At 54.2% G+C, this 20,530-nt stretch carries 21 protein-coding genes and 1 pseudogene; 11 read left to right on the top strand and 11 right to left on the bottom strand.

What is annotated here, in order from left to right:
* The first annotated feature begins 27 nt into the window (after window positions 1–27).
* A complete protein-coding gene (kdgR, locus tag APU11_RS20825; protein WP_013096122.1) occupies window positions 28–819 on the top strand; it encodes a DNA-binding transcriptional regulator KdgR in 792 nt (263 codons plus the stop codon).
* A gap of 66 nt (window positions 820–885) precedes the next feature.
* Here the strand turns inward: kdgR and APU11_RS20820 are convergent, their stop codons facing one another.
* A complete protein-coding gene (locus APU11_RS20820) occupies window positions 886–1,125 on the bottom strand; it encodes a YobH family protein (protein WP_013096123.1) in 240 nt (79 codons plus the stop codon).
* A gap of 159 nt (window positions 1,126–1,284) precedes the next feature.
* Between APU11_RS20820 and mgrB the strand changes: the two genes are divergently transcribed.
* The 7 genes and pseudogenes from mgrB (at window position 1,285) to rlmA (ending at window position 6,515) form a co-directional block, all read left to right on the top strand.
* Complete coding sequence (gene mgrB, locus APU11_RS20815; RefSeq protein ID WP_013096124.1) at window positions 1,285–1,428, top strand: PhoP/PhoQ regulator MgrB; 144 nt, start codon at window positions 1,285–1,287, stop codon at window positions 1,426–1,428.
* Window positions 1,429–1,502: 74 nt separating this feature from the next.
* A complete protein-coding gene (locus APU11_RS20810; RefSeq protein ID WP_020690832.1) occupies window positions 1,503–1,790 on the top strand; it encodes a YebO family protein in 288 nt (95 codons plus the stop codon).
* Window positions 1,791–1,813: 23 nt separating this feature from the next.
* On the top strand, window positions 1,814–2,803 hold the full coding sequence (locus tag APU11_RS20805; protein ID WP_013096126.1) for an MBL fold metallo-hydrolase: 990 nt from the start codon (window positions 1,814–1,816) through the stop codon (window positions 2,801–2,803).
* Between the two features lie 525 nt (window positions 2,804–3,328).
* Window positions 3,329–3,473, top strand: a pseudogene (locus APU11_RS20800) (DUF2627 domain-containing protein).
* Window positions 3,474–3,485: 12 nt separating this feature from the next.
* Window positions 3,486–3,695: a transcription antiterminator/RNA stability regulator CspE gene (gene cspE, locus APU11_RS20795; RefSeq protein ID WP_001062678.1), complete on the top strand. Its 210-nt coding sequence runs from the start codon at window positions 3,486–3,488 to the stop codon at window positions 3,693–3,695.
* A gap of 230 nt (window positions 3,696–3,925) precedes the next feature.
* Window positions 3,926–5,632, top strand: coding sequence for a peptidoglycan glycosyltransferase FtsI (gene ftsI, locus APU11_RS20790; RefSeq protein ID WP_072200481.1), 1,707 nt, complete (start codon window positions 3,926–3,928; stop codon window positions 5,630–5,632).
* Window positions 5,633–5,699: 67 nt separating this feature from the next.
* The gene (gene rlmA, locus APU11_RS20785) at window positions 5,700–6,515 is read left to right on the top strand and encodes a 23S rRNA (guanine(745)-N(1))-methyltransferase (RefSeq protein WP_038419898.1); all 816 of its coding nucleotides are present in this window, start codon (window positions 5,700–5,702) and stop codon (window positions 6,513–6,515) included.
* On the opposite strand, the gene mntP is transcribed toward rlmA, so the two are convergent.
* The 5 genes from mntP to manX form a co-directional block, all read right to left on the bottom strand.
* On the bottom strand, window positions 6,512–7,078 hold the full coding sequence (mntP, locus tag APU11_RS20780) for a manganese efflux pump MntP (RefSeq protein ID WP_013096130.1): 567 nt from the start codon (window positions 7,076–7,078) through the stop codon (window positions 6,512–6,514). The genes rlmA and mntP overlap by 4 nt on opposite strands.
* Before the next feature lie 395 nt (window positions 7,079–7,473).
* Window positions 7,474–7,932 carry a DUF986 family protein gene (locus APU11_RS20775; protein WP_013096131.1) on the bottom strand — a complete coding sequence of 153 codons (459 nt, stop codon included), beginning with the start codon at window positions 7,930–7,932 and terminating at the stop codon, window positions 7,474–7,476.
* 54 nt (window positions 7,933–7,986) lie between these two features.
* Window positions 7,987–8,838 carry a PTS mannose transporter subunit IID gene (locus APU11_RS20770; protein ID WP_006175979.1) on the bottom strand — a complete coding sequence of 284 codons (852 nt, stop codon included), beginning with the start codon at window positions 8,836–8,838 and terminating at the stop codon, window positions 7,987–7,989.
* 12 nt (window positions 8,839–8,850) lie between these two features.
* Window positions 8,851–9,651 (bottom strand): PTS mannose transporter subunit IIC, encoded by an 801-nt coding sequence (manY, locus tag APU11_RS20765; protein ID WP_003859914.1) that lies wholly within the window; start codon window positions 9,649–9,651, stop codon window positions 8,851–8,853.
* A gap of 47 nt (window positions 9,652–9,698) precedes the next feature.
* Window positions 9,699–10,664: a PTS mannose transporter subunit IIAB gene (gene manX, locus APU11_RS20760; protein WP_038419895.1), complete on the bottom strand. Its 966-nt coding sequence runs from the start codon at window positions 10,662–10,664 to the stop codon at window positions 9,699–9,701.
* A 461-nt stretch (window positions 10,665–11,125) separates the two neighbouring features.
* On the opposite strand from manX, the gene yoaE reads away from it, so the two are divergent.
* On the top strand, window positions 11,126–12,685 hold the full coding sequence (gene yoaE, locus APU11_RS20755; protein WP_013096133.1) for a CNNM family cation transport protein YoaE: 1,560 nt from the start codon (window positions 11,126–11,128) through the stop codon (window positions 12,683–12,685).
* 6 nt (window positions 12,686–12,691) lie between these two features.
* On the opposite strand, the gene APU11_RS20750 is transcribed toward yoaE, so the two are convergent.
* From APU11_RS20750 to pabB, 4 genes are all read right to left on the bottom strand, one after another.
* Complete coding sequence (locus tag APU11_RS20750) at window positions 12,692–14,290, bottom strand: cyclic diguanylate phosphodiesterase (protein WP_058650798.1); 1,599 nt, start codon at window positions 14,288–14,290, stop codon at window positions 12,692–12,694.
* Between the two features lie 130 nt (window positions 14,291–14,420).
* Window positions 14,421–15,785, bottom strand: a complete 1,365-nt coding sequence (sdaA, locus tag APU11_RS20745) for an L-serine ammonia-lyase (RefSeq protein ID WP_028027867.1) — start codon at window positions 15,783–15,785, stop codon at window positions 14,421–14,423.
* A gap of 184 nt (window positions 15,786–15,969) precedes the next feature.
* A complete protein-coding gene (locus APU11_RS20740) occupies window positions 15,970–16,548 on the bottom strand; it encodes a CoA pyrophosphatase (RefSeq protein WP_013096136.1) in 579 nt (192 codons plus the stop codon).
* Between the two features lie 3 nt (window positions 16,549–16,551).
* Window positions 16,552–17,880: an aminodeoxychorismate synthase component 1 gene (gene pabB, locus APU11_RS20735; RefSeq protein ID WP_048972798.1), complete on the bottom strand. Its 1,329-nt coding sequence runs from the start codon at window positions 17,878–17,880 to the stop codon at window positions 16,552–16,554.
* Between the two features lie 61 nt (window positions 17,881–17,941).
* Here pabB and APU11_RS20730 point away from each other — a divergent pair, with 61 nt between their 5' ends.
* Window positions 17,942–18,124, top strand: a complete 183-nt coding sequence (locus APU11_RS20730) for a YoaH family protein (protein ID WP_008500497.1) — start codon at window positions 17,942–17,944, stop codon at window positions 18,122–18,124.
* Between the two features lie 5 nt (window positions 18,125–18,129).
* On the opposite strand, the gene APU11_RS20725 is transcribed toward APU11_RS20730, so the two are convergent.
* Window positions 18,130–18,474, bottom strand: coding sequence for a RidA family protein (locus tag APU11_RS20725; protein ID WP_045294454.1), 345 nt, complete (start codon window positions 18,472–18,474; stop codon window positions 18,130–18,132).
* A 132-nt stretch (window positions 18,475–18,606) separates the two neighbouring features.
* Between APU11_RS20725 and APU11_RS20720 the strand changes: the two genes are divergently transcribed.
* Window positions 18,607–20,517 carry an ATP-dependent DNA helicase gene (locus APU11_RS20720; RefSeq protein WP_013096139.1) on the top strand — a complete coding sequence of 637 codons (1,911 nt, stop codon included), beginning with the start codon at window positions 18,607–18,609 and terminating at the stop codon, window positions 20,515–20,517.
* Window positions 20,518–20,530: the final 13 nt, after the last annotated feature.

Below are 20,530 nucleotides of genomic sequence, written 5' to 3'. Positions count from 1 at the left end.
TATAAAACACTCTCTATGAGGTGATGAATGGCAATTGCAGATTTGGATAAACAACCCGATTCTGTTTCTTCCGTGCTGAAGGTGTTTGGCATCCTGCAGGCGCTCGGAGAAGAGCGTGAAATTGGTATTACAGAATTGTCGCAGCGTGTGATGATGTCGAAAAGCACCGTTTATCGCTTTTTGCAAACCATGAAGTCACTGGGGTATGTCGCGCAGGAAGGCGAGTCTGAAAAATATTCTCTGACGCTGAAACTGTTCGAATTAGGTGCCCGTGCGCTGCAAAACGTTGACCTGGTGCGTAGTGCAGATATCCAGATGCGTGAGCTCTCTCGTCTGACCAAAGAAACCATTCACCTGGGTGCTCTGGATGAAGACAGCATTGTTTACATCCATAAAATTGACTCAATGTATAACCTGCGCATGTACTCTCGCATTGGGCGTCGCAATCCGTTATACAGCACGGCTATCGGCAAAGTTCTGCTGGCCTGGCGCGACCGTGAAGAAGTGAAGCAGATTCTGGATGGGGTGGAGTACAAACGCAGTACCCAGCGTACCATCACCAGCACGGACGAACTGCTGACGGTGCTTGATAAGGTACGTGAGCAGGGCTATGGCGAAGATAACGAAGAGCAGGAAGAAGGGCTGCGCTGCATTGGTGTGCCGGTATTTGACCGCTTTGGTGTGGTGATTGCGGGCTTGAGTATCTCCTTCCCGACGCTGCGCTTCTCAGAAGAGCGTCTGCATGAGTATGTTGCTATTCTTCATACCGCCGCGCGTAAGATTTCTGAGCAGATGGGCTATAACGCGTATCCGTTTTAACCCCTCTCAGCATAAAAAAACGCCGCAGACATTGCGGCGTTTTTTATCGGTCGTAAAAAAGGGTAATTAACCGTTATCAATGACGACAGAAGTTTTACGCAGAACCGGGCAGTTGGTTAACCCGATGATCCCGCTATCAGAATGCAGGTACTGGGCGGTGCTCATTCCCTGGGCGGTCAGGTATTTACACTGGATACCTAATCCAGCTGCGTTTTCGGTGCTCCCCACAAGCACGCCATATCCGGTTAATAAAAGGCCAATCCATACTACGGCCAGTGCAATAATTGTTCGAATGATTAAATGCATCATTGCCTCTTTATCTTTGTTGTCATGCCTCAAGACTAAACGGTTTACTCTATGAAACAAGTGCATGATTCTGAAAAGGGCTTACAGGCGTTACAGTTAGTCCTTGTTTAAGATAACCGTGATAACCTGTATGCAACAGGTGTTAAGACGGAGTGTGGAGTGAAAAAAATACGCTGGGTAATTCTGGTTATCGTGCTGATTGCATGCGTGGTGTTGTGGACGCAGACGATCAATGTGATGTGCGATCAGGATGTACAGTTTTTTAGCGGCGTTTGCGCAATCAATAAGTTTATTCCGTGGTAACAGGCATTTTTTCTTAAGGTGATTTCCTTCCTTCGCGCCAGTGGTAAAATGCGTGTTTTTATTGAGGTGGTGAAATGGGTGAGTTACTGAATTCAGGGCTACTGAATATGGCATCCCTGATGGTTTCTGTCGTTGTTTTGCTGGTGGGACTTGTCATCTGGTTTTTCGTAAACCGTGCGAGCTCCCGGACGAACGAGCAGATCGAACTGCTGGAAGCGCTGCTCGATCAGCAAAAGCGTCAGAATGCGCTGTTACGCCGTCTGTGTGAGGCTAACGAACCGGAAGAGAAAGAAACGGCGAAAGAGGCTGCTGAAGAGAACGACGACAAAGACGAATTTATCCGTCTGGTGGCAGAGCGTTAATCTTTCTGGCCTGGGAGGTGGTTGTGGTCTGGAAAAATCCCTGGTATGACGCCTCCCTGAAGCATCACACGCCGAACGGTTTTCAGAATACCTGTCCCGTTGGGCATCAGCCCGGCGACCTTGAGCGCTGGCGTAAAGCGCGTAAAGAAGCCGGTTTGCCCAAACCTCCTGCGCTCGGTTATGACGACTTTATCCGCCAGTGGTGGCAGCCCGTGTCGCTTAATCAACCTCATGAAGATGGGGTATGGTGGCTGGGGCATGCGAGTATGCTGCTGCAAATGGACGGCAATACTCTTCTCACCGACCCGGTGTTTTCCCGACGCGCCTCTCCCGTACCGTTCCTGGGGCCCCTGCGCAGAACGCCTCCCGCTCTCTCTGTGGAACAACTCACGCAGCTTGATGCAGTGGTTATCTCTCACAATCATTACGATCACCTTGATGACGCGACCATTCGCCGTATCCTGAAGCGCTTTCCCGATGTCAGTTTCTTCGTGCCGTTAGGACTTGCACAGTGGTTTCGCCGCCGGGGAGCAAGGCGCATCGTTGAGCTCGACTGGTGGCAGAGTATCACCTGGCAGGGGATAACCCTGACCGCCGTTCCGGCACAGCACTGGAGCATGCGAACATTCTGGAACCGCAATCGCTCTCTGTGGTGTGGCTGGGTCTTTGAGGGGCGACACCGCCGTTTCTGGTTTAGCGGCGATACGGGCTACTCTCCGGAGCTGCTTTTGATCCCGGAACGATTGGGCAAAATCGACGCCGCCGCGTTGCCCATTGGCGCCTATGCACCAAGATGGTTCATGGCGGTACACCATATGGATCCGCAATCTGCCGTCGCACTGTGGCAGCAGCTGGGGAGTCCCTTAGCCTTTCCCATTCACTGGGGGGTGTTTGAACTGGCGGATGAATCACTGGATGAACCTGTCAGAGAGTTAACTGACGCGCTTGTTAATTTAGCACCGGTTAATAATTCCTTCAGGATACTGAAAATTGGTGAATATTTATCCTTGTAAGCGAAGCGATGATTTGTTGCATATATTCTGCTATTAAAGCCACTATCTAATGTTTTATTTTTATCGAAACGTTTTGCTTGCCTTCTTTTGAGGCAGAGTCATAAAAATTTCATTATTTTGGTGCATAACGTTTTTATTATCTGGTGATTTTTAACACAGTTTGGCCGGGCTTATTAGCTGTGTATTTTCTTTGTAACAATACAGTTGCGTTACAATGATTTGAGCATAACTTTTCACAAAATGTTCTAAATCAATCACTGTTTCCGGCTTTCTTTCGTAGGTTGCTGGACGCATTGTAATGATTGAGCTATGTTAAAAAAGTCTTTGATTACAGCGGGTGTGAAAGCAACGTTGAGTCTGTATAAGGACGAGGACTGGTTTGTATGCGGTAAGCATAAATGTGCAAATCCTTACAGGCTGTGTTCGAATTTGTGCGGCGGATCGAGACATGTTTAAAAATGGCTTGCCATATTAAACATAGTGTGTGATAACACGTTTTGGGTCAAACGAGGTACAGTTCTGTTTATGTGTGGCATTTTCAGTAAAGAAGTCCTGAGTAAACACGTTGTCGTTGAATACCGCTTCTCTGCCGAACCTTATATTAGTGCCTCAAGCAGTAATGTCTCAGTTTTATCTCAGTCAATGCCTGCGGGCTAAGAAAACACTCTAAGGAATTTTGCAAATGGCAAAGATTAAAGGTCAAGTTAAGTGGTTCAACGAGTCTAAAGGTTTTGGTTTCATTACTCCTGCTGACGGCAGCAAAGATGTGTTCGTACACTTCTCTGCAATCCAGGGTAACGGCTTCAAAACTCTGGCTGAAGGCCAGAACGTTGAGTTCGAAATTCAGGACGGCCAGAAAGGCCCAGCTGCAGTTAACGTAACTGCTATCTGATCGAACCGCTGCTGACTGAAGCGCGTAGCACTTCAATCTCAGACATAAAGCCTCGCGTACGCGGGGCTTTTTTATATGCCTTATCTTTCAAAATATTACCATCCCTGTCTCTGTTAGTAACTTGTTGCAAAGCTACGAGATTATTAGCACTGTTTTCCCCCCTCCACAGCGGCTTTTCCCGTTAAATCAGGGCGTTGTTCAACAGCCCTGGGGTTCAGGTGAAGAAGAAAATGATACCGAGTGCCGGCAGTTTCACCCCGGCACGTTTTGCTCTGCTCTGTTTTGCTATTTTTTGCAGCCTGGCATTTTTACTGGGACGCGTTGCCTGGCTGCAGATTATTAAACCTGACAATCTGGTAAAACAGGAAGATATGCGATCGCTGCGTGAGGTGGCGATTGATGCACCGCGTGGCATGATCATGGACCGTGAAGGCCGTCCGCTGGCGGTGAGTGTGCCCGTCAGGGCCGTGTGGGCCGATCCCAAAACGGTACTGGCAAAAGGTGGGGTAGGGTTTGATGACCGCTGGCAGGCGCTGGCCAGTGCGCTGCATCTCTCCCTCAGCACGCTGGCATCGCGTATTAACAGTAATCCACAGGGGCGCTTCATTTACCTTGCCCGTCAGGTGGATCCTGCTCAGGCGCAGTGGATCGATAAACTCAATTTGCCGGGCATCAACCTGCGCGATGAGTCCCGGCGTTTTTATCCGGCAGGTCATGTGGCCGCAAACCTTATTGGTTTTACCAATATTGATGGTCAGGGGATTGAAGGCGTAGAGAAGAGCTTCAACGCGCAGCTGATGGGGAAGGCCGGGGTCCGGCAGGTGAGGGAGGACCGCTATGGACGCGTGGTGGAAAACCTGACCGAAGTGGCGCCCGTTCCTGCGCATAATATCCAGTTGAGCATTGACGAGCGTCTGCAAACCATCACCGAGGACGCGCTTGATAATGCGGTTGCCTGGAATAAAGCCGAGTCGGGTGCATCGGTCCTGATCAATATCCCCACAGGGGAAATACTCGCCATGGCGAGCTATCCCGATTTCAACCCAAACAACCGTGAAGGTGCAACGTTAAACGATTTTCGTAATCGTGCCATTAGCGATACCTTCGAACCCGGCTCCACCGTTAAGCCGCTGGTTCTGATGACGGCATTGCAGCAGGGGCTGGTGCAACCGGACAGCGTCATTGATACCCATCCGTATACCCTTGACGGTCACCGTATCCGTGATGTGGGTTACTACCCGGAACTGACGATGACCGGGATCCTGCAAAAATCGAGCGACACCGGTGTTTCCCGTCTCTCTCTGGCGATGCCCATCCAGCATCTTATCGATACCTACCGGAACTTTGGCTTTGGCACCAATACCGGGCTGGGTTTAACGGGCGAAAGCTCAGGGTTACTGCCGCAGCGTAAATTCTGGAGTCAACTCGACAGGGCAACCTTTGCCTTCGGCTACGGCCTGATGGTGACGCCCCTTCAACTGGCCCATGTCTACGCCACCATTGGCGGGTATGGGCTTGAGCGCCCGCTCTCGATCACCCGTATCGACCCGCCGGTGATAGGCCACAGAGTCATGCCAGAAAAGATTGCCCATGAAGTGGAACACATGATGGAAAGCGTGGCGCTTCCGGGCGGTGGAGGAGTGAAGGCCGCGGTACGGGATTACCGGGTGGCGGTCAAAACCGGTACGGCGAAAAAGATTGATGACAGTGGCAAGTACGTCGATAAGTATGTCGCCTATACCGCAGGCGTTGCGCCTGCCAGCGACCCGCGTTTTGCGCTGGTGGTGGTCATAAACGATCCGCAGAACGGTGCCTATTATGGTGGTGCCGTTTCAGCGCCAGTTTTCAGTGAGATCATGGGGAATGTGCTGCGCCTGGAGAACGTGAAACCGGATGGCTTGCCGGCTGATTCCGGCCACCTTATCGTCATGCGTTAACCCTGGCGTTTTATAACGGGGCGAATAGCGGTACACTTCGCCCTTTGATTTATGCCCCGGAGTTGTCATGCCCTTCAGTTGCCCCCTTTGTCACGCGCGCCTGACGCGTTCTGAGAAAAGTTATGCGTGTCCGCAGGGACATCAGTTTGATATGGCGAAAGAGGGGTATGTGAATCTTCTGCCGGTACAGCATAAACGCTCCCGCGATCCGGGCGACAGCGCAGAGATGATGCAGGCGCGACGTGCCTTTCTGGATGCCGGACATTACAAGCCGCTAAGGGAGAGTGTCGCGCAGCTGCTGGACCACACGCTGACGCAGAGTGCCTCCGCTCTGCTGGATATCGGCTGTGGTGAAGGGTATTACACCGCAAGGTTTGCCGAGATTGCCGCCGGGAAGGGCGCGCAGACGACGGGTCTGGACGTGTCGAAAGCGGCGATTCGCGCAGCGGCAAAACGCTACGCGGGGGTGATGTTCTGCGTGGCCTCAAGCCACCGGCTGCCGTTTGAAGATGCCAGCATGGATGCCGTTGTGCGTATTTATGCTCCCTGTAAGGCAGAAGAGCTGGCCCGGGTGGTGAAACCCGGCGGGTGGTTGATAACCGTCACGCCTGGACCACGTCATCTGATGGAGCTGAAAGGGCTGATTTATGACGAGGTTCGCCTGCATGCTCCCCATTCAGAACAACTGGCTGGTTTTGTGCTCAGGCAGGAAGAAACCGTAGCGTATGAGATGGATCTGACAGGGGATGAAGCCGTGGCGTTACTGCAAATGACGCCGTTTGCCTGGCGGGCAAAACCGGCTGTCCGGGAGACGCTGGCTGCACAGGCCACGTTTCGCTGCCAGACGGATTTCAGCATCCACTGCTGGCAGCGCGAAGGTTAACCCGCGAAGTGTGCCCAGAGTATCTGGGCACCAATACCGATTAACACGATCCCGCCCAGGATCTCGGCTCGCTTACCCAGCAGCGGGCCGATAAAACGGCCAACCATCATGCCCAGGGTGGACATAATCAGTGTGGCGCAACCAATGGCCAGCGCGGTGGCAATGATATTCACCTGCAGGAAGGCCAGACCAACACCGACGGCCATCGCGTCAAGGCTGGTGGCAATTGCGGTGGTGACCAGCAGCCAGAAACCGTGGCGGTGCTGAGGCTCTTCATCTTCATCGCTGTTGCCACGGAATCCTTCAATCACCATTCGTCCGCCGAGAAACACCAGCAGCACAAACGCAATCCAGTGGTTCCACTCCAGTACAAACTGGCTGGCCAGCATACCCAGGCCCCAGCCGATAAGCGGCGTCAGGGTTTCGATAGCACCGAAAATCAGACCTGTGCGCAGCGCTTCAGAAAATTTTGGTTTATGGAGTGTGGCACCTTTTCCGATGGAAGCAGCAAAAGCATCCATGGACATGCCGAAAGCGAGAAGAATGGTGGCGGAGATGTTCATACAAGCGTCCAGACCGGGAGATATCCATATGACACATCACTGCCCCCAGTAAACAGCAGTTGATGTATCTATGGTCTCGCCTGACCGTCGCACAATGATGTGCAGAAAACGATCCGTACGCGCCACGTTTTTCAACGAGTATGTTGACACGTACATTTCCTGAGTACAGGAAATTAGCTACTCCCCAACGACGGGCGCAACCTTAACATATTTTGAGAATATAAAACAACAACAGTGGGGTATTATTTTATTATCTTGTTGATAACGATTTTCATTTAGATTTATTCGTAAAAATAGCGTTAAAAAATAGGAAGGATAAAAACAATGGAATATAGCTATGGCTATATTTCGTGAGCAACGTTAACACGGAATATAGCCGATGCTATAAATATAACTCATTGAGTTTTAATGAGTAATTTGTATATCTTTTCCAGGTCATCTATATTTTTGACCCGAATGAGCAAGCGGCGCTGTTCTAATTGCATTACCAGCACCCCGTCTTCAGATAAATTCATCTCTTTAATGCGGTTATATTCTATCCAGACATTGGCAAAGAAGAATCCGTGTTTTTTAAAAATGAGTTTTGGCGAACGGATCCAGAACAGGTAAATCGCCATTAATGCCAGCGCACATAATAACCATGTGGTTAATATTGCACCATGGCTGGTCACGTTATTGTAAATCAGGATGACCACCAGACCGGCGAAGATAAACGCATCAATGCGTCCACGGCGTAAGAGGGGAAGGGTCAGCAGCGTCTCGCCGTGGCGGCGAGGCATAATGAACTCGTCATAGATCGCGTAAGCCAGAAGGGCAACAATAAACAAAACCAGTACGGTGTCCGTGACAGTCATTCATCCTCCAGATAAAAAAAACGGGGGCAAGCCCCCGGCGTATAACATAAAGCTTTACAGGCCCAACAGACCAACAGCGTAGCCCGCGATACCGATGACGAAGAAGCCAACGATGATCCACAGCGGGTTCACTTTCTTACGCAGCAGCCACATACAGGCGAAGGTCAACAGCAGCGGCACCAGGCCAGGCATCAGCTGGTCAAGGATGGTCTGCACGGTGGTCACACGGGTTTGCCCATCCTGTCCGGTGATGGTTGAAACCACCAGCGGGATGTTCACGTGCGTCCACTTGTTAACCAGCGCCCCCATCACAAACAGGCCGAGGATTGACGCCCCCTCTGTCAGTTTTTGCAGGAAGCCGCCGCCCATATCTTTAACGATATCCACCCCTTTACGGTAACCGTACGCCACGCCGTAGTAACGGGTCAGCAGACGCACCGCATTGAACAGGATGAAAAACAGCAGTGGACCGAGCAGGCTGCCGCTCATCGCGATACCCGCGCCCAGCGCTGCAAAGACCGGACGAACGGTACCCCAGAAGATCGGGTCACCTACGCCTGCCAGCGGACCCATCAGACCGACTTTAATACCGTTGATGGCACCATCGTCGATCTCTGCGCCGTTTGCACGCTGCTCTTCCATCGCCAGGGTAACGCCCAGTACCGGTGCCGCTACGTAAGGATGGGTGTTAAAGAATTCCAGGTGACGCTTAATCGCCTGGCGACGTGCTTCGTTGTTCTCCGGGTAGAGGCGTTTGATCGCCGGTACCATGGAGAAGCAGAAGCCCAGGGCCTGCATACGTTCGAAGTTCCATGAACCCTGAAACAGGTTAGAACGGATGAACACGCCACGAATATCACCCGGAGTGAGTTTCTTCTCAGGGGTAGTTTTAGTCATATCAACCATTTCGCTCACCTGTTAGTCCAGTTCGTTATCGAGATCGTTATTACCAGCAGCCTGCGCTGGGGCACCCGCAACGCGGTTATATTTCGGGCTGAGCTGGATGTAGAGAATTGCCATTACCGCACCAATCACACCCAGAGCAACCAGGTTGAAGTTGGTGAACGCCGCGGTTACGAAGCCCAGGTAGAAGAATGGCATCAGGTAGCCTGCGCGCATCATGTTGATGACCATCGCATAACCAACCACCACGATCATACCACCGGCGATGTTCAGACCGCTGGTGACCACTTCAGGGATGGCGTTGAGCATGCCCTGAACTTCGCTGGTCCCTACGGAGATAGCGACGATAACGGCAGGAATAGCGATACGCATCGCCTGCAGGAACAGGGACGAGACGTGGATCCAGGAGAGCGCCGTGAGGTTGCCGTTTTCGGCCGCCTTATCCGCCGCGTGCTGGAAAGCCACGGTGATAGTACGAACGATAATGGTCAGTACCTGGCCTGCGGCGGCCAGCGGAATTGCCAGAGCGATACCGGCACCGATGCTTTGATGACCGGCAATAACCAACACGGTTGAAATAATGGACGCCAGCGCGGCATCGGGCGCAACCGCCGCACCGATGTTCATCCAGCCAAGGGCGATCATTTCCAGGGTACCACCGATGATGATACCGGTTTTCATATCACCGAGAACGGCGCCAATCAACGTACAGGCCACCAGAGGGCGGTGGAACTGAAATTCATCAAGTACGGATTCCATACCCGCAATACACGCGACGATGAACACCAGCACAATCTGAAGAGTGGTAATCTCCATTGTACTTCTCCTATTGCATAATCTTTATGTGAAAAACCGGCGCGGGCTTATTTCCCAACTTTGCCGATCAAATCCATCATTTTCAGTTTCGGGTCCGTGGAAACCTTACGGGCTTCCAGTTCAATACCGCGAGCATTCAACTTGTTAAATGCCTCGATATCCTTCGCATCGACTGAAATCGCGTTGTTGACCTGCGTTTTGCCCTGACGGAAAGCCATACCACCAATGTTCACGGAGGTGATTTTCACGCCGCCTTCAACAATGCGCTCGACGTCTGTCGGGTTAGTGAACAGAAGCATCACGCGTTCACCGGCATATTTCGGGTTGTTATAGACGCGAATCATCTTGGCGACATCCACCACGTGCGCGGTAACGCCCGGAGGAGCAACCTGGGTGAGGAGGGTTTTACGCACCGTGTCGGCGGCCACTTCGTCGCTGACCACGATAATACGTTGAACGTTGGTCTCTTTGGTCCAGCGCGTTGCCACCTGGCCGTGAATTAAACGGTCATCGATGCGCGCAAGGCCAATCACCATATAATCGTTCGGGCCCATCGGTTTTGCGGGGGCAGCGGCTTTCGGTGCCGCGGCAGCCGCCGGTGCGGGTTTTTCAACCGGCTGTGCCTTCAGCGCTTTCACGCCTTCGCGACCGGTTTCGACCGCCAGGGCAACCAGCTCATCAAAAGCCGGATTGTCGTCGCGTGCCATGAAGGTTTCCACCAGCATCGGAATATTGACCCCGGCGACAACTTCATAGTGCTCTTTATCGACGACAATGCGGCTGGCAGCGTTGAACGGGCTGCCGCCCCATGTATCAACGAGAAACAGCACGCCTTTGCTGGTATCCAGCTTCGACAGTTGAGCCGTGTATTTCTCAATCAGCGTCTCGGCGTTTTCACCGGGAACGAAATCGATCCAGCCGACGTTTTCCTGCTCGCCCAACAGCATCTCTGCTGTTTTGAGTAGCTGCTCTGCAGCCCAACCATGTGTGCCTATGACAATAGCAATGGTCACTTGCTACCTCCTTTTATTATCATTAATACCTCTGCCAGGCAGACGTACTGAGAATCGTATTGGCGAACCGAATCGATTCAGATAAGGGTTAGAGTTAAAAAAGCTCAGACTTACGCGAATTATTTTAGATAGTGAAAAAATAATTTATGTGATGAAGATCCGTAATTTAGGTTTCGAAAATCAGAAATTACTCAACACAAATTCTGCCTTTTCACGTTTTTGCAAAGGAACGTAAATCTTTGCTAAAAACGTAATGTCTCTGATATGTTTAGCCTCCGTTTAATTGATCAGGAGTATAGGGCTACAGCCCACTATATGGACCGTCACCGACGTCAGTCATCTATCAGGCCACTTCGCGCCTTGTTCACCGGCGATCCTCGCCACGTATCGACTCTGTTTACCGCTGTTTTGCCCACATTGAGTGGGGCACCGTTTCGTCATTCCTTTAGCAGGAGCTTGTCATGGAATTCTTAATGGACCCGTCAATCTGGGTGGGATTGCTCACGCTGGTGGTGCTGGAGATCGTTCTCGGCATTGATAACCTGGTGTTTATTGCCATCCTCGCGGACAAACTGCCGCCAAAACAGCGTGATAAAGCGCGTCTGATCGGCCTCTCGCTGGCGCTGGTTATGCGTCTGGCGCTGCTGTCCGTGATCTCGTGGATGGTCACCCTGACAAAACCGCTCTTTACCGTCATGGATTTCACCTTTTCTGGCCGCGATTTGATCATGCTGCTCGGGGGGATATTCCTGCTCTTTAAAGCAACGACAGAACTGCACGAGCGGCTGGAGAACCGTCAGCACGACGATGGTCATGGCAAAGGCTATGCCAGCTTCTGGGTTGTGGTGCTGCAGATCGTGGTGCTGGATGCCGTCTTCTCGCTTGATGCGGTGATCACAGCGGTGGGTATGGTGAACCATCTCCCGGTGATGATGGCGGCGGTGGTTATCGCCATGGCGGTTATGCTGCTGGCGTCTAAACCGCTGACCCGCTTTGTGAACCAACATCCGACGGTCGTGGTGCTGTGTCTGAGCTTCCTGCTGATGATCGGTCTGAGCCTCGTTGCGGAAGGTTTCGGTTTCCATATTCCGAAAGGTTATCTGTATGCCGCGATTGGCTTCTCGATCCTGATCGAACTGTTTAACCAGATTGCACGCCGTAACTTTATTAAGCAGCAGTCCAATCAGCCGCTGCGTGCCCGCACCGCGGATGCCATCCTGCGCCTGATGGGCGGTCGCCGTCAGGTGAATGTGCAGAGTGACACCGAGAACCGTAACCCGGTTCCGGTGCCGGAAGGGGCATTTGTGGAAGAAGAGCGTTATATGATTAACGGCGTTCTCTCCCTGGCCTCCCGTTCACTACGCGGCATCATGACCCCACGCGGCGAGATCAGCTGGGTAGATTCCCGGTTGAGCGTTGATGAAATTCGTCAGCAGCTGCTCTCTTCACCGCACAGCCTGTTCCCGGTGTGTCGTGGTGAGCTGGATGAGATCATCGGTGTCGTGCGTGCCAAAGAGATGCTGGTCGCGCTGGAAGAGGGCGTTGACGTCGAAGCCATCGCCGCCGCCTCACCGGCTATCGTGGTACCGGAAACGCTGGACCCCATCAACCTGCTTGGCGTTCTGCGCCGTGCCCGCGGCAGCTTCGTGATTGTCACCAACGAGTTCGGTGTGGTGCAGGGGCTGGTCACGCCGCTGGACGTGCTTGAAGCCATTGCCGGTGAGTTCCCGGATGAGGACGAAACACCGGAAATCGTGGCCGATGGTGAAGGCTGGCTGGTGAAAGGTACCACTGACCTGCACGCGCTTTCGCATACGCTGGGGCTGGAAAACGTGGTCAACGATGAAGAAGACATTGCCACCGTGGCCGGTCTGGTCATCGCCGTGAACGGGCAGATCCCGCGCGTGGGGGATGTGATCGAACTGCCCCCGTTGAGCATTACCATTGTTGAAGCCAACGACTATCGCGTTGATATGGTGCGTATTGTTAAAGAGCAATCCGTGCACGACGAAGATGAGTAACGCTTCTTAACGCAACGGCATTAAGGGCACGATGTGCCCGTTATGATGCGCTGGCGGAGGTGAACTCTCCGCCAGCCATTGTGGAAAATCCCGCAGCGGCATCGGCCGCGCATAGAAATACCCCTGCAGAGTATGAACACCGTGTCGGCGTAAGTAGCGCGCCTGCTCCTCCGTTTCGACCCCTTCCGCAACCAGCTCAATATTCAGCCGCTGACCCAGCGCAATAATGATATCTGTCACCGTTGAGTTCACGGCATCGGTTCCAATGGCGGTGGTAAAGGACTGGTCGATTTTCAGTACGTCAGGATGAAGCTTTTCAAGCCAGGAGAGCGAACTGTTCCCGGTACCAAAATCGTCGATAGCCAGTTTGACCCCTTTGCGATGCAGCTCGCGCACGATGCGATAATCTGCATCGACCAGCGCGTCACGCTCGGTAAGTTCGATAACCAGCCGCTGGCTCGGGTTTGCACTGAACCAGTAACGGTTCAAATCCTGAAGTAGCACGGCGTGACGGAAGTGGCTGGCCGCCACGTTAATACCGATGTGAAAGCCCGGGTGGGAGGGGAAGTAGCCTATCTGGCGTACCGTCTCGGCAATCACGTAGCGCGTCAGGGGAACAATCAGGTTATGTTCTTCTGCCAGGGGGATGAACACTTCCGGGGAGATCCAACCCTGACGCGGGTTGTTCCAGCGCAGAAGAATTTCCACGCCGATACACTCCTGCGTACGGGCATTCACCAGCGGCTGACAGAACAGCTCAAATTCCCGCGCCGCAATCCCCATATCGATCTCCCACGTGAAGCTCATCCGGTTCGCAGTGGCCAGCCAGGCCAGATACCCCAGAACCAGGCTCAGCATTAACCCCAGCGGCAGCTGTGCCGGCAGGCTTTTAAGTGCCAGCGCGCCAGGACCCGGCCCACTGACCGTGATGGTAAATGGAAAGCGTGTAGAGACTTCTTCTATTCGCGAGTCAGGCTCATTAAACTTCAGCGCGTCGGTAATACCTTGACCGTAGCGTAAAGAGCGATCTCCCACGGTTAACGCCACGTCAGTGATAAGCGGGCGGGGCGGCTCAAGGATCATTCTGGTGATGAGATCGATATTGATCACCTCCATCACCCCCTCTTCACCGCGTTGTGACGTCGGGTGCCACTGGATAAGAATAGGGCTGCCTTTAAGCAGCCACTTATCGGTCGATAAAATCAGTTTTGGCAGACCTGACGGCAGTTCGGGAAATAATTCATGAACCGGGACGGCGCGACTGCCAAAAATACTGGAGCAGTAGAGGATCCCCTCTTTAATCAGGGTAATCGAGCGGACGGTCTGTAAAATGGCGGCCTGCTTACGCAGAGTCAGATGCGCCTGCGGGCACGGCTGGCCGACAAGACCCAACAACTCCGGTCGGCGGTTATCCAGAGAAAGCAGGACGTTTTCAAGTGAGCGAACGGTATGGCTGGCGAAATCGACAATGCGTTGTTGATTAACATTGCGCTGTGAAATAAATCGAATGCCCAACGTCAGGATGAGCGTAAGGAGCGCAACCGTCACGCAGACGATAACGCGTTTTCGGCGATAGTTTTTAATGATCGTTTGTGCGGTTTGCATGAACGGTCGCCTGATACACCTCCAGCCCCAAAAGCCAGACGCAACAGTGAAAGTGTAGTGGGGAAAGTGAAAGGCGACGAGAATCAGAAGGAAATTTCGCCCATCCGTTGCAGATGGGCGAGGGGAGGTATTAGTCGCACTGTACCTTAATGGCCAGACCACCACGGGAAGTCTCACGGTACTTCGCGTTCATGTCTTTACCGGTTTCGTACATGGTCTCAATAACTTTATCCAGCGACACGCGAGGCTCGCTGGTACGGCGCATTGCCATACGGGAGGCGTTAATCGCTTTCACCGACGCAATGGCGTTACGCTCAATGCACGGTACCTGCACCTGCCCGGCAACCGGGTCACAGGTCAGGCCCAGGTTATGTTCCATACCGATTTCCGCCGCCACGCAAACTTGCTCAGGGCTTGCGCCCAGCAGTTCAGCCAGACCAGCGGCCGCCATGGAACAGGCCACACCCACTTCACCCTGGCATCCTACTTCAGCGCCAGAGATAGAAGCGTTCATTTTGTACAGCGCACCGATGGCACCTGCCGCCAGGAAGTAACGGATGTAGATATCTGGCGTAACAGGTTCAATAAAGTGATCGTAATAAGCCAGCACCGCCGGAACAATACCGCACGCACCGTTGGTGGGCGCCGTCACTACGCGGCCACCGGCAGCGTTTTCTTCGTTAACCGCCAGAGCGAACATATTCACCCAGTCGACCACGTTCATCGGGTCGTTGGAGAATTTATCGGTGGTCACCAACATGCGACGCAGGGCAGAGGCACGACGCGGTACGCGCAGCGGACCCGGCAGCACGCCTTCGGTGTTCATCCCGCGATCGATACAGGCGCGCATGGTCTGCCATACGTTTGCAAAATAGTCTTCGATCTCTTTTTTGCTGTGCAGTGCCAGTTCGTTCTGCATCACCATGCCGGACAGCGACAGGCCGGTCTCTTTGCAATAACCCAACATCTCGGTGGCCGATTTGAACGGATACGGCACGTTGACGTCGCCTGTGCTCTCTTTACCGAAATGCTCTTCATCCACGATGAATCCACCGCCGATGGAGTAGTACGTTTTGCTGTAAATCTCTTTCTCGCCGTTCCAGGCATGGATGGTCATGCCGTTTTCATGCAGTGGCAGGTTGTCGCTACGAAAACGCATCCCGTCATCCTGCGGGAAATCCACTTCGTGCTTGCCGTTAGCCAGCAGCAGGCGACCGCGCGCTTCCACGTCACGGATGAATGCCGGGATGGCATCAATATCTACAGTGTCCGGCATATTGCCTGCCAGACCCATAATAATGGCGATATCGGTGTGGTGGCCTTTACCCGTTAATGACAGTGAGCCGTAGACATCCACGGCGACACGGGTAACGCTTTCCAGTAATCCTTTTTCGACCAGATCATCGACGAACTGTTTACCGGCCTTCATCGGCCCAACAGTATGGGAAGACGAAGGGCCAATTCCCACTTTGAACATGTCGAATATACTAATCACTTTCACACTCCTGACAGGGTTACCGGGGTTCCAGTAACGATGTTATAACTGCGCATAGTGTAAGAGGGAACATCGACCTCGGCTTAACTATTCACATGAATTAAACTAATGGTTAACGATGGTTTTGCTAATAGCGCGACGCCGATCGCAAACCTGACAAAAGAGGGTGGAATGTAAAGTATAGTCAAGGCTTCAGGCCGATTTGCAGAGCCAGTTCACGAATGATGCCCGCCGTCATGCCCCAGACAAAATAATGCTGATACCAGGACAACCAGACCCGATGATCGTGCCCACGGCGCTGAATATCCAGCGGGTGATAGCGACTGAGGCGAAGGGCTTCTTCCAGTGGCATTTCAAACACCGCAGACACCTCATCAACACTGGCGTGATACTGCAGGCCGGGCGGGATAATGCCCACCACCGGCGTCACCTGGAAACCGGTCACGCTGTCCACCGGCGGGAGGACGCCGACAATCTCGACGGCTTCCGGTGGGATAGCCACCTCTTCCTGCGCTTCACGCAGCGCCGCGGCAATCAGCGAGGCATCGCTGCTGTCTACCGCGCCGCCGGGGAAAGCGACCTGACCGGCATGTTTGCGTAAATGAGGGGAGCGCTGGGTCAACAGCAAACCGGGCTGCTCACGGCGCACCACGGGGATCAGCACCGCCGCCTGACGTTGATTAAGCGCTTCGCGGCTCACCTGTGGCCGCAAAAGCTGAAAGCGCGACAGAAAATCATCCAGCGTCAGGTTCTCTCTCTCCACCCGTCAGTTCTCCAGTTGTTGCAGGATACGGTTAACTTTATCAAAGGTTTCCTGATATTCCGCCTCGACCTGGCTGTCAGCAACAATCCCGCCGCCTGCGGAACAGTAAAGCTGGCCGTCGCAGGCCGTCAGGGTGCGAATAGTGATGCTGGTATCCAGCGTGCCGCAGACGCTAACGTAGCCAATGCTGCCGCACCAGGCGTTGCGACGGTGCGGTTCCAGCTCATCGATAATCTCCATCGCCCGCACTTTTGGCGCGCCGGTGATGGAGCCACCCGGGAACGCGGCGCGCAGAAGATCGCAGGGGGTACGCGAAGCCGGCAGCTGTGCGGTAATGGTGCTGACCAGATGGTGCACCGCCGGGAAAGGCTCGACGACGAACAGCTCCGGCACGCGAACGCTGCCCGGTACCGCCACCCGGCCAATGTCGTTGCGCATCAGGTCGACAATCATTAAATTTTCGGCGCGGTCCTTCGGTGACGCGGCGAGCTTTTCCGCCTGCTGGCGGTCGGCAGCCGGATCGCTCAGGCGCGGCAAGGTCCCTTTAATCGGGCGTGTCTGGATCTTGCCTTCCGCCAGATGAATAAACCGCTCAGGCGAAAGACTCAGGATCGCGCCCTGATCGAGACGTATAAACGCACTGAACGGTGCCCGGTTGCTGGCATTGAGGCGGGTAAAGGCCTGCCATTCATCGCCCTGATACGTTGCCTGGAAGCGCTGGGCAAGGTTAACCTGATAACAATCGCCGCTTTGCAGATATGCCTGCACGCGTGCGAATTTTTCCGCATAGGTCTGCGGGGTCATGTTTGAACGCCACGCAGAGGTCAGACGGAAATCTGGCGCGGCTGCGGGCTGCTGCGCGTTTAGCCACGCCAGGCGTGCCTCCACATCCGAATGGCTGAGCAGGGAGACCACCTCTTTATGGTGATCGACAATCAGCGCCCAGTCGTAAAGTCCCACCGCCATATCCGGCAGCGGAATATCCGCCTTTGCAACGGAAGGCAGCGTTTCAAAGCGGCGACCAAGGTCATAGCCAAACACGCCCAGCGCACCGCCCTGGAAGGGAAGATCCGGGTTAGGCGTGGCAGACAAACCCAGCTCGTCGATAGCCTCCTGAAGCTTGATCAGCGGATCGTGCGTGGAGGGCTGGTTTTCGGATGTCACCGTGCGCACCGGGTCAGCAACCACAATGTCGAAGCGGCTGTAAGGATGGTCCGCATGGCCGGAATGCAGCAGCATCGCCCAGGGAAGATGGCTCAGACGAGCAAACCAGAATTCAGCGGCGTCAGTACGCCACGGCAGGGTAATAACAGTGGGGAAGCGCATGTTCATGTGTGGCATACTACCGGGCAGCGTGAAATAATTAGCGCGAATAATTTAGCAGGAGTTGACGATGTTTGCAGGTTTACCTTCTCTGAGCCACGAGCAACAGCAGAAAGCGGTTGAGCGGATCCAGGAGCTGATGTCCCAGGGGATGAGCAGCGGGCAGGCCATTTCTCAGGTGGCGGAAGAACTTCGCGCCACCCATACCGGCGAGCGGATCGTGGCGCGTTTCGAGGATGAAGATGAAGAGTAACCGGCTTACACCGCCGCGATAATCTTAATCTCTACCTTGTATTCCGGCTTCATCAGCGTGGCCTGTACGGTACAACGTACAGGCGCGTGACCCGCCACCACCCACGCATCCCAGGCTTTGTTCATGGCCGCAAAATCGTCTTTATTCGCCAGGAAAATGGTGGCGTCCAGAATACGCGATTTGTCGCTGCCTTGCTTTTCCAGCACCGCATCGATCTGCGCCAGGGTGTCAGCCGTTTGTTCAAAGGCACCCGCATCCAGATTGGACGGCACACCAGTGTAATAGAGCGTCTGGTTATGAATGACTACATCAGACCAGCGGGCTTCGGCATCAATGCGCACAATTGTCATAAACGTTTCCTCGTTACTTTCGTCATCAGGCGGCAAGACTGCCATATTGTTTCGTCGTCGTCACTATTTGGGGTGGCACAGGAGAGGATGGGCTGACATAATCCCTGTGCAAAAATACAGTGAGAGAACACCGTGGCAGACGATTTTTCCCCTGAAGGGCAGTTAGCACAGGCTATTCCCGGTTTTAAACCGCGTGAACCGCAGCGTCAGATGGCGCATGCCGTCGCTCGCGCCATCGATAAGGCACAGCCGCTGGTGGTCGAGGCCGGAACCGGCACGGGAAAAACCTACGCTTACCTTGCACCGGCGCTGCGCGCGAAAAAGAAGGTGATCATCTCTACCGGCTCGAAGGCGTTGCAGGATCAGCTCTACAGCCGTGATTTGCCGACGGTGGCAAAAGCGCTGAAATACAAAGGGCGGCTGGCGTTGCTGAAAGGGCGCTCCAACTATCTCTGCCTGGAGCGTCTTGAACAGCAGGCGCTGGCGGGCGGCGACCTGCCGGTGCAGACCCTGAGTGATGTGATCATCCTTCGCGCCTGGGCTAACCAGACGGAAGAGGGGGATATCAGCACCTGCGCGAGCGTGGCGGAAGACTCTCCCGCCTGGCCGCTGGTGACCAGCACCAATGACAACTGTCTGGGCAGCGACTGCCCGCTGTATAAAGACTGTTTTGTGGTCAAAGCGCGTAAAACGGCGATGGATGCAGATGTGGTGGTGGTCAACCACCATCTGTTTCTCGCGGATATGGTGGTGAAAGACAGCGGTTTTGGCGAACTTATTCCTGAAGCGGAAGTGATGATCTTCGACGAAGCCCATCAGCTTCCGGATATCGCCAGCCAGTATTTCGGCCAGTCGCTCTCCAGCCGCCAGCTGCTGGATCTGGCGAAAGATTTCACCATTGCTTATCGCACTGAATTAAAAGATACCCAGCAGCTGCAAAAATGTGCCGATCGCCTCGCGCAAAGCGCGCAGGATTTTCGCCTGCAGCTTGGCGAGCCGGGCTACCGCGGCAATCTGCGCGAGCTGCTGGCGGACAATAATATCCAGCGTGCGCTACTGCTGCTGGATGACGCGCTGGAACTCTGTTACGACGTGGCGAAACTGTCGCTTGGCCGTTCTGCGCTGCTGGACGCTGCCTTCGAGCGTGCCACGCTCTATCGCGGGCGGCTGAAACGGCTGAAGGAGATCAACCAGCCGGGGTACAGCTACTGGTATGAATGCACCTCGCGTCATTTCACCCTGGCGCTTACGCCGCTGACGGTGGCAGACAAATTCAAAGAGGTGATGGCGCAAAAACCGGGGAGCTGGATATTTACCTCCGCGACCCTGTCGGTGAATGACGATCTGCACCACTTCACCGAGCGTCTCGGGATTGAACAGGCGGAGTCACTGCTGCTGCCGAGCCCGTTTGATTATGAAAAACAGGCGCTGCTCTGCGTGCCGCGTAATCTGCCGTTACCCAACCAGCCCGGCGCCGCACGCCTGTTGGCAGCCATGCTGAAGCCGATGATTGAGGCCAACAATGGCCGCTGCTTTATGCTCTGCACCTCTCACGCCATGATGCGCGACCTGGCAGAACAGTTCCGCGCCACCATGACCTTGCCTGTCCTGCTGCAGGGGGAAACCAGCAAAGGGCAACTGTTACAGCAGTTTGTCAGTGCCGGAAATGCGCTTCTGGTGGCAACCAGCAGTTTCTGGGAAGGCGTAGACGTGCGGGGCGATACCCTGTCGCTGGTGATTATCGATAAACTGCCTTTTACCTCGCCGGACGATCCGCTGCTCAAAGCGCGAATGGAAGACTGCCGTCTGCGCGGAGGCGATCCTTTCGACGAGGTACAGCTGCCGGACGCGGTGATCACCCTCAAACAGGGGGTAGGACGCCTGATCCGCGACGTGGACGACCGCGGCGTGCTCGTTATCTGTGATAACCGGCTGGTGATGCGCCCCTACGGTGCGACCTTCCTCGCCAGCCTGCCGCCCGCGCCGCGTACGCGGGACATTAAACGCGCGGTTCGCTTCCTGGCCAACCCAACGGCGGAGTAATTTGCCCGGGAGT

This window comes from Enterobacter sp. 50793107 (genome assembly GCF_001463365.1).
Classification (GTDB): Bacteria; Pseudomonadota; Gammaproteobacteria; order Enterobacterales; family Enterobacteriaceae; genus Enterobacter; species Enterobacter cloacae.
This window is presented reverse-complemented; position numbering and strand designations above follow the sequence as displayed.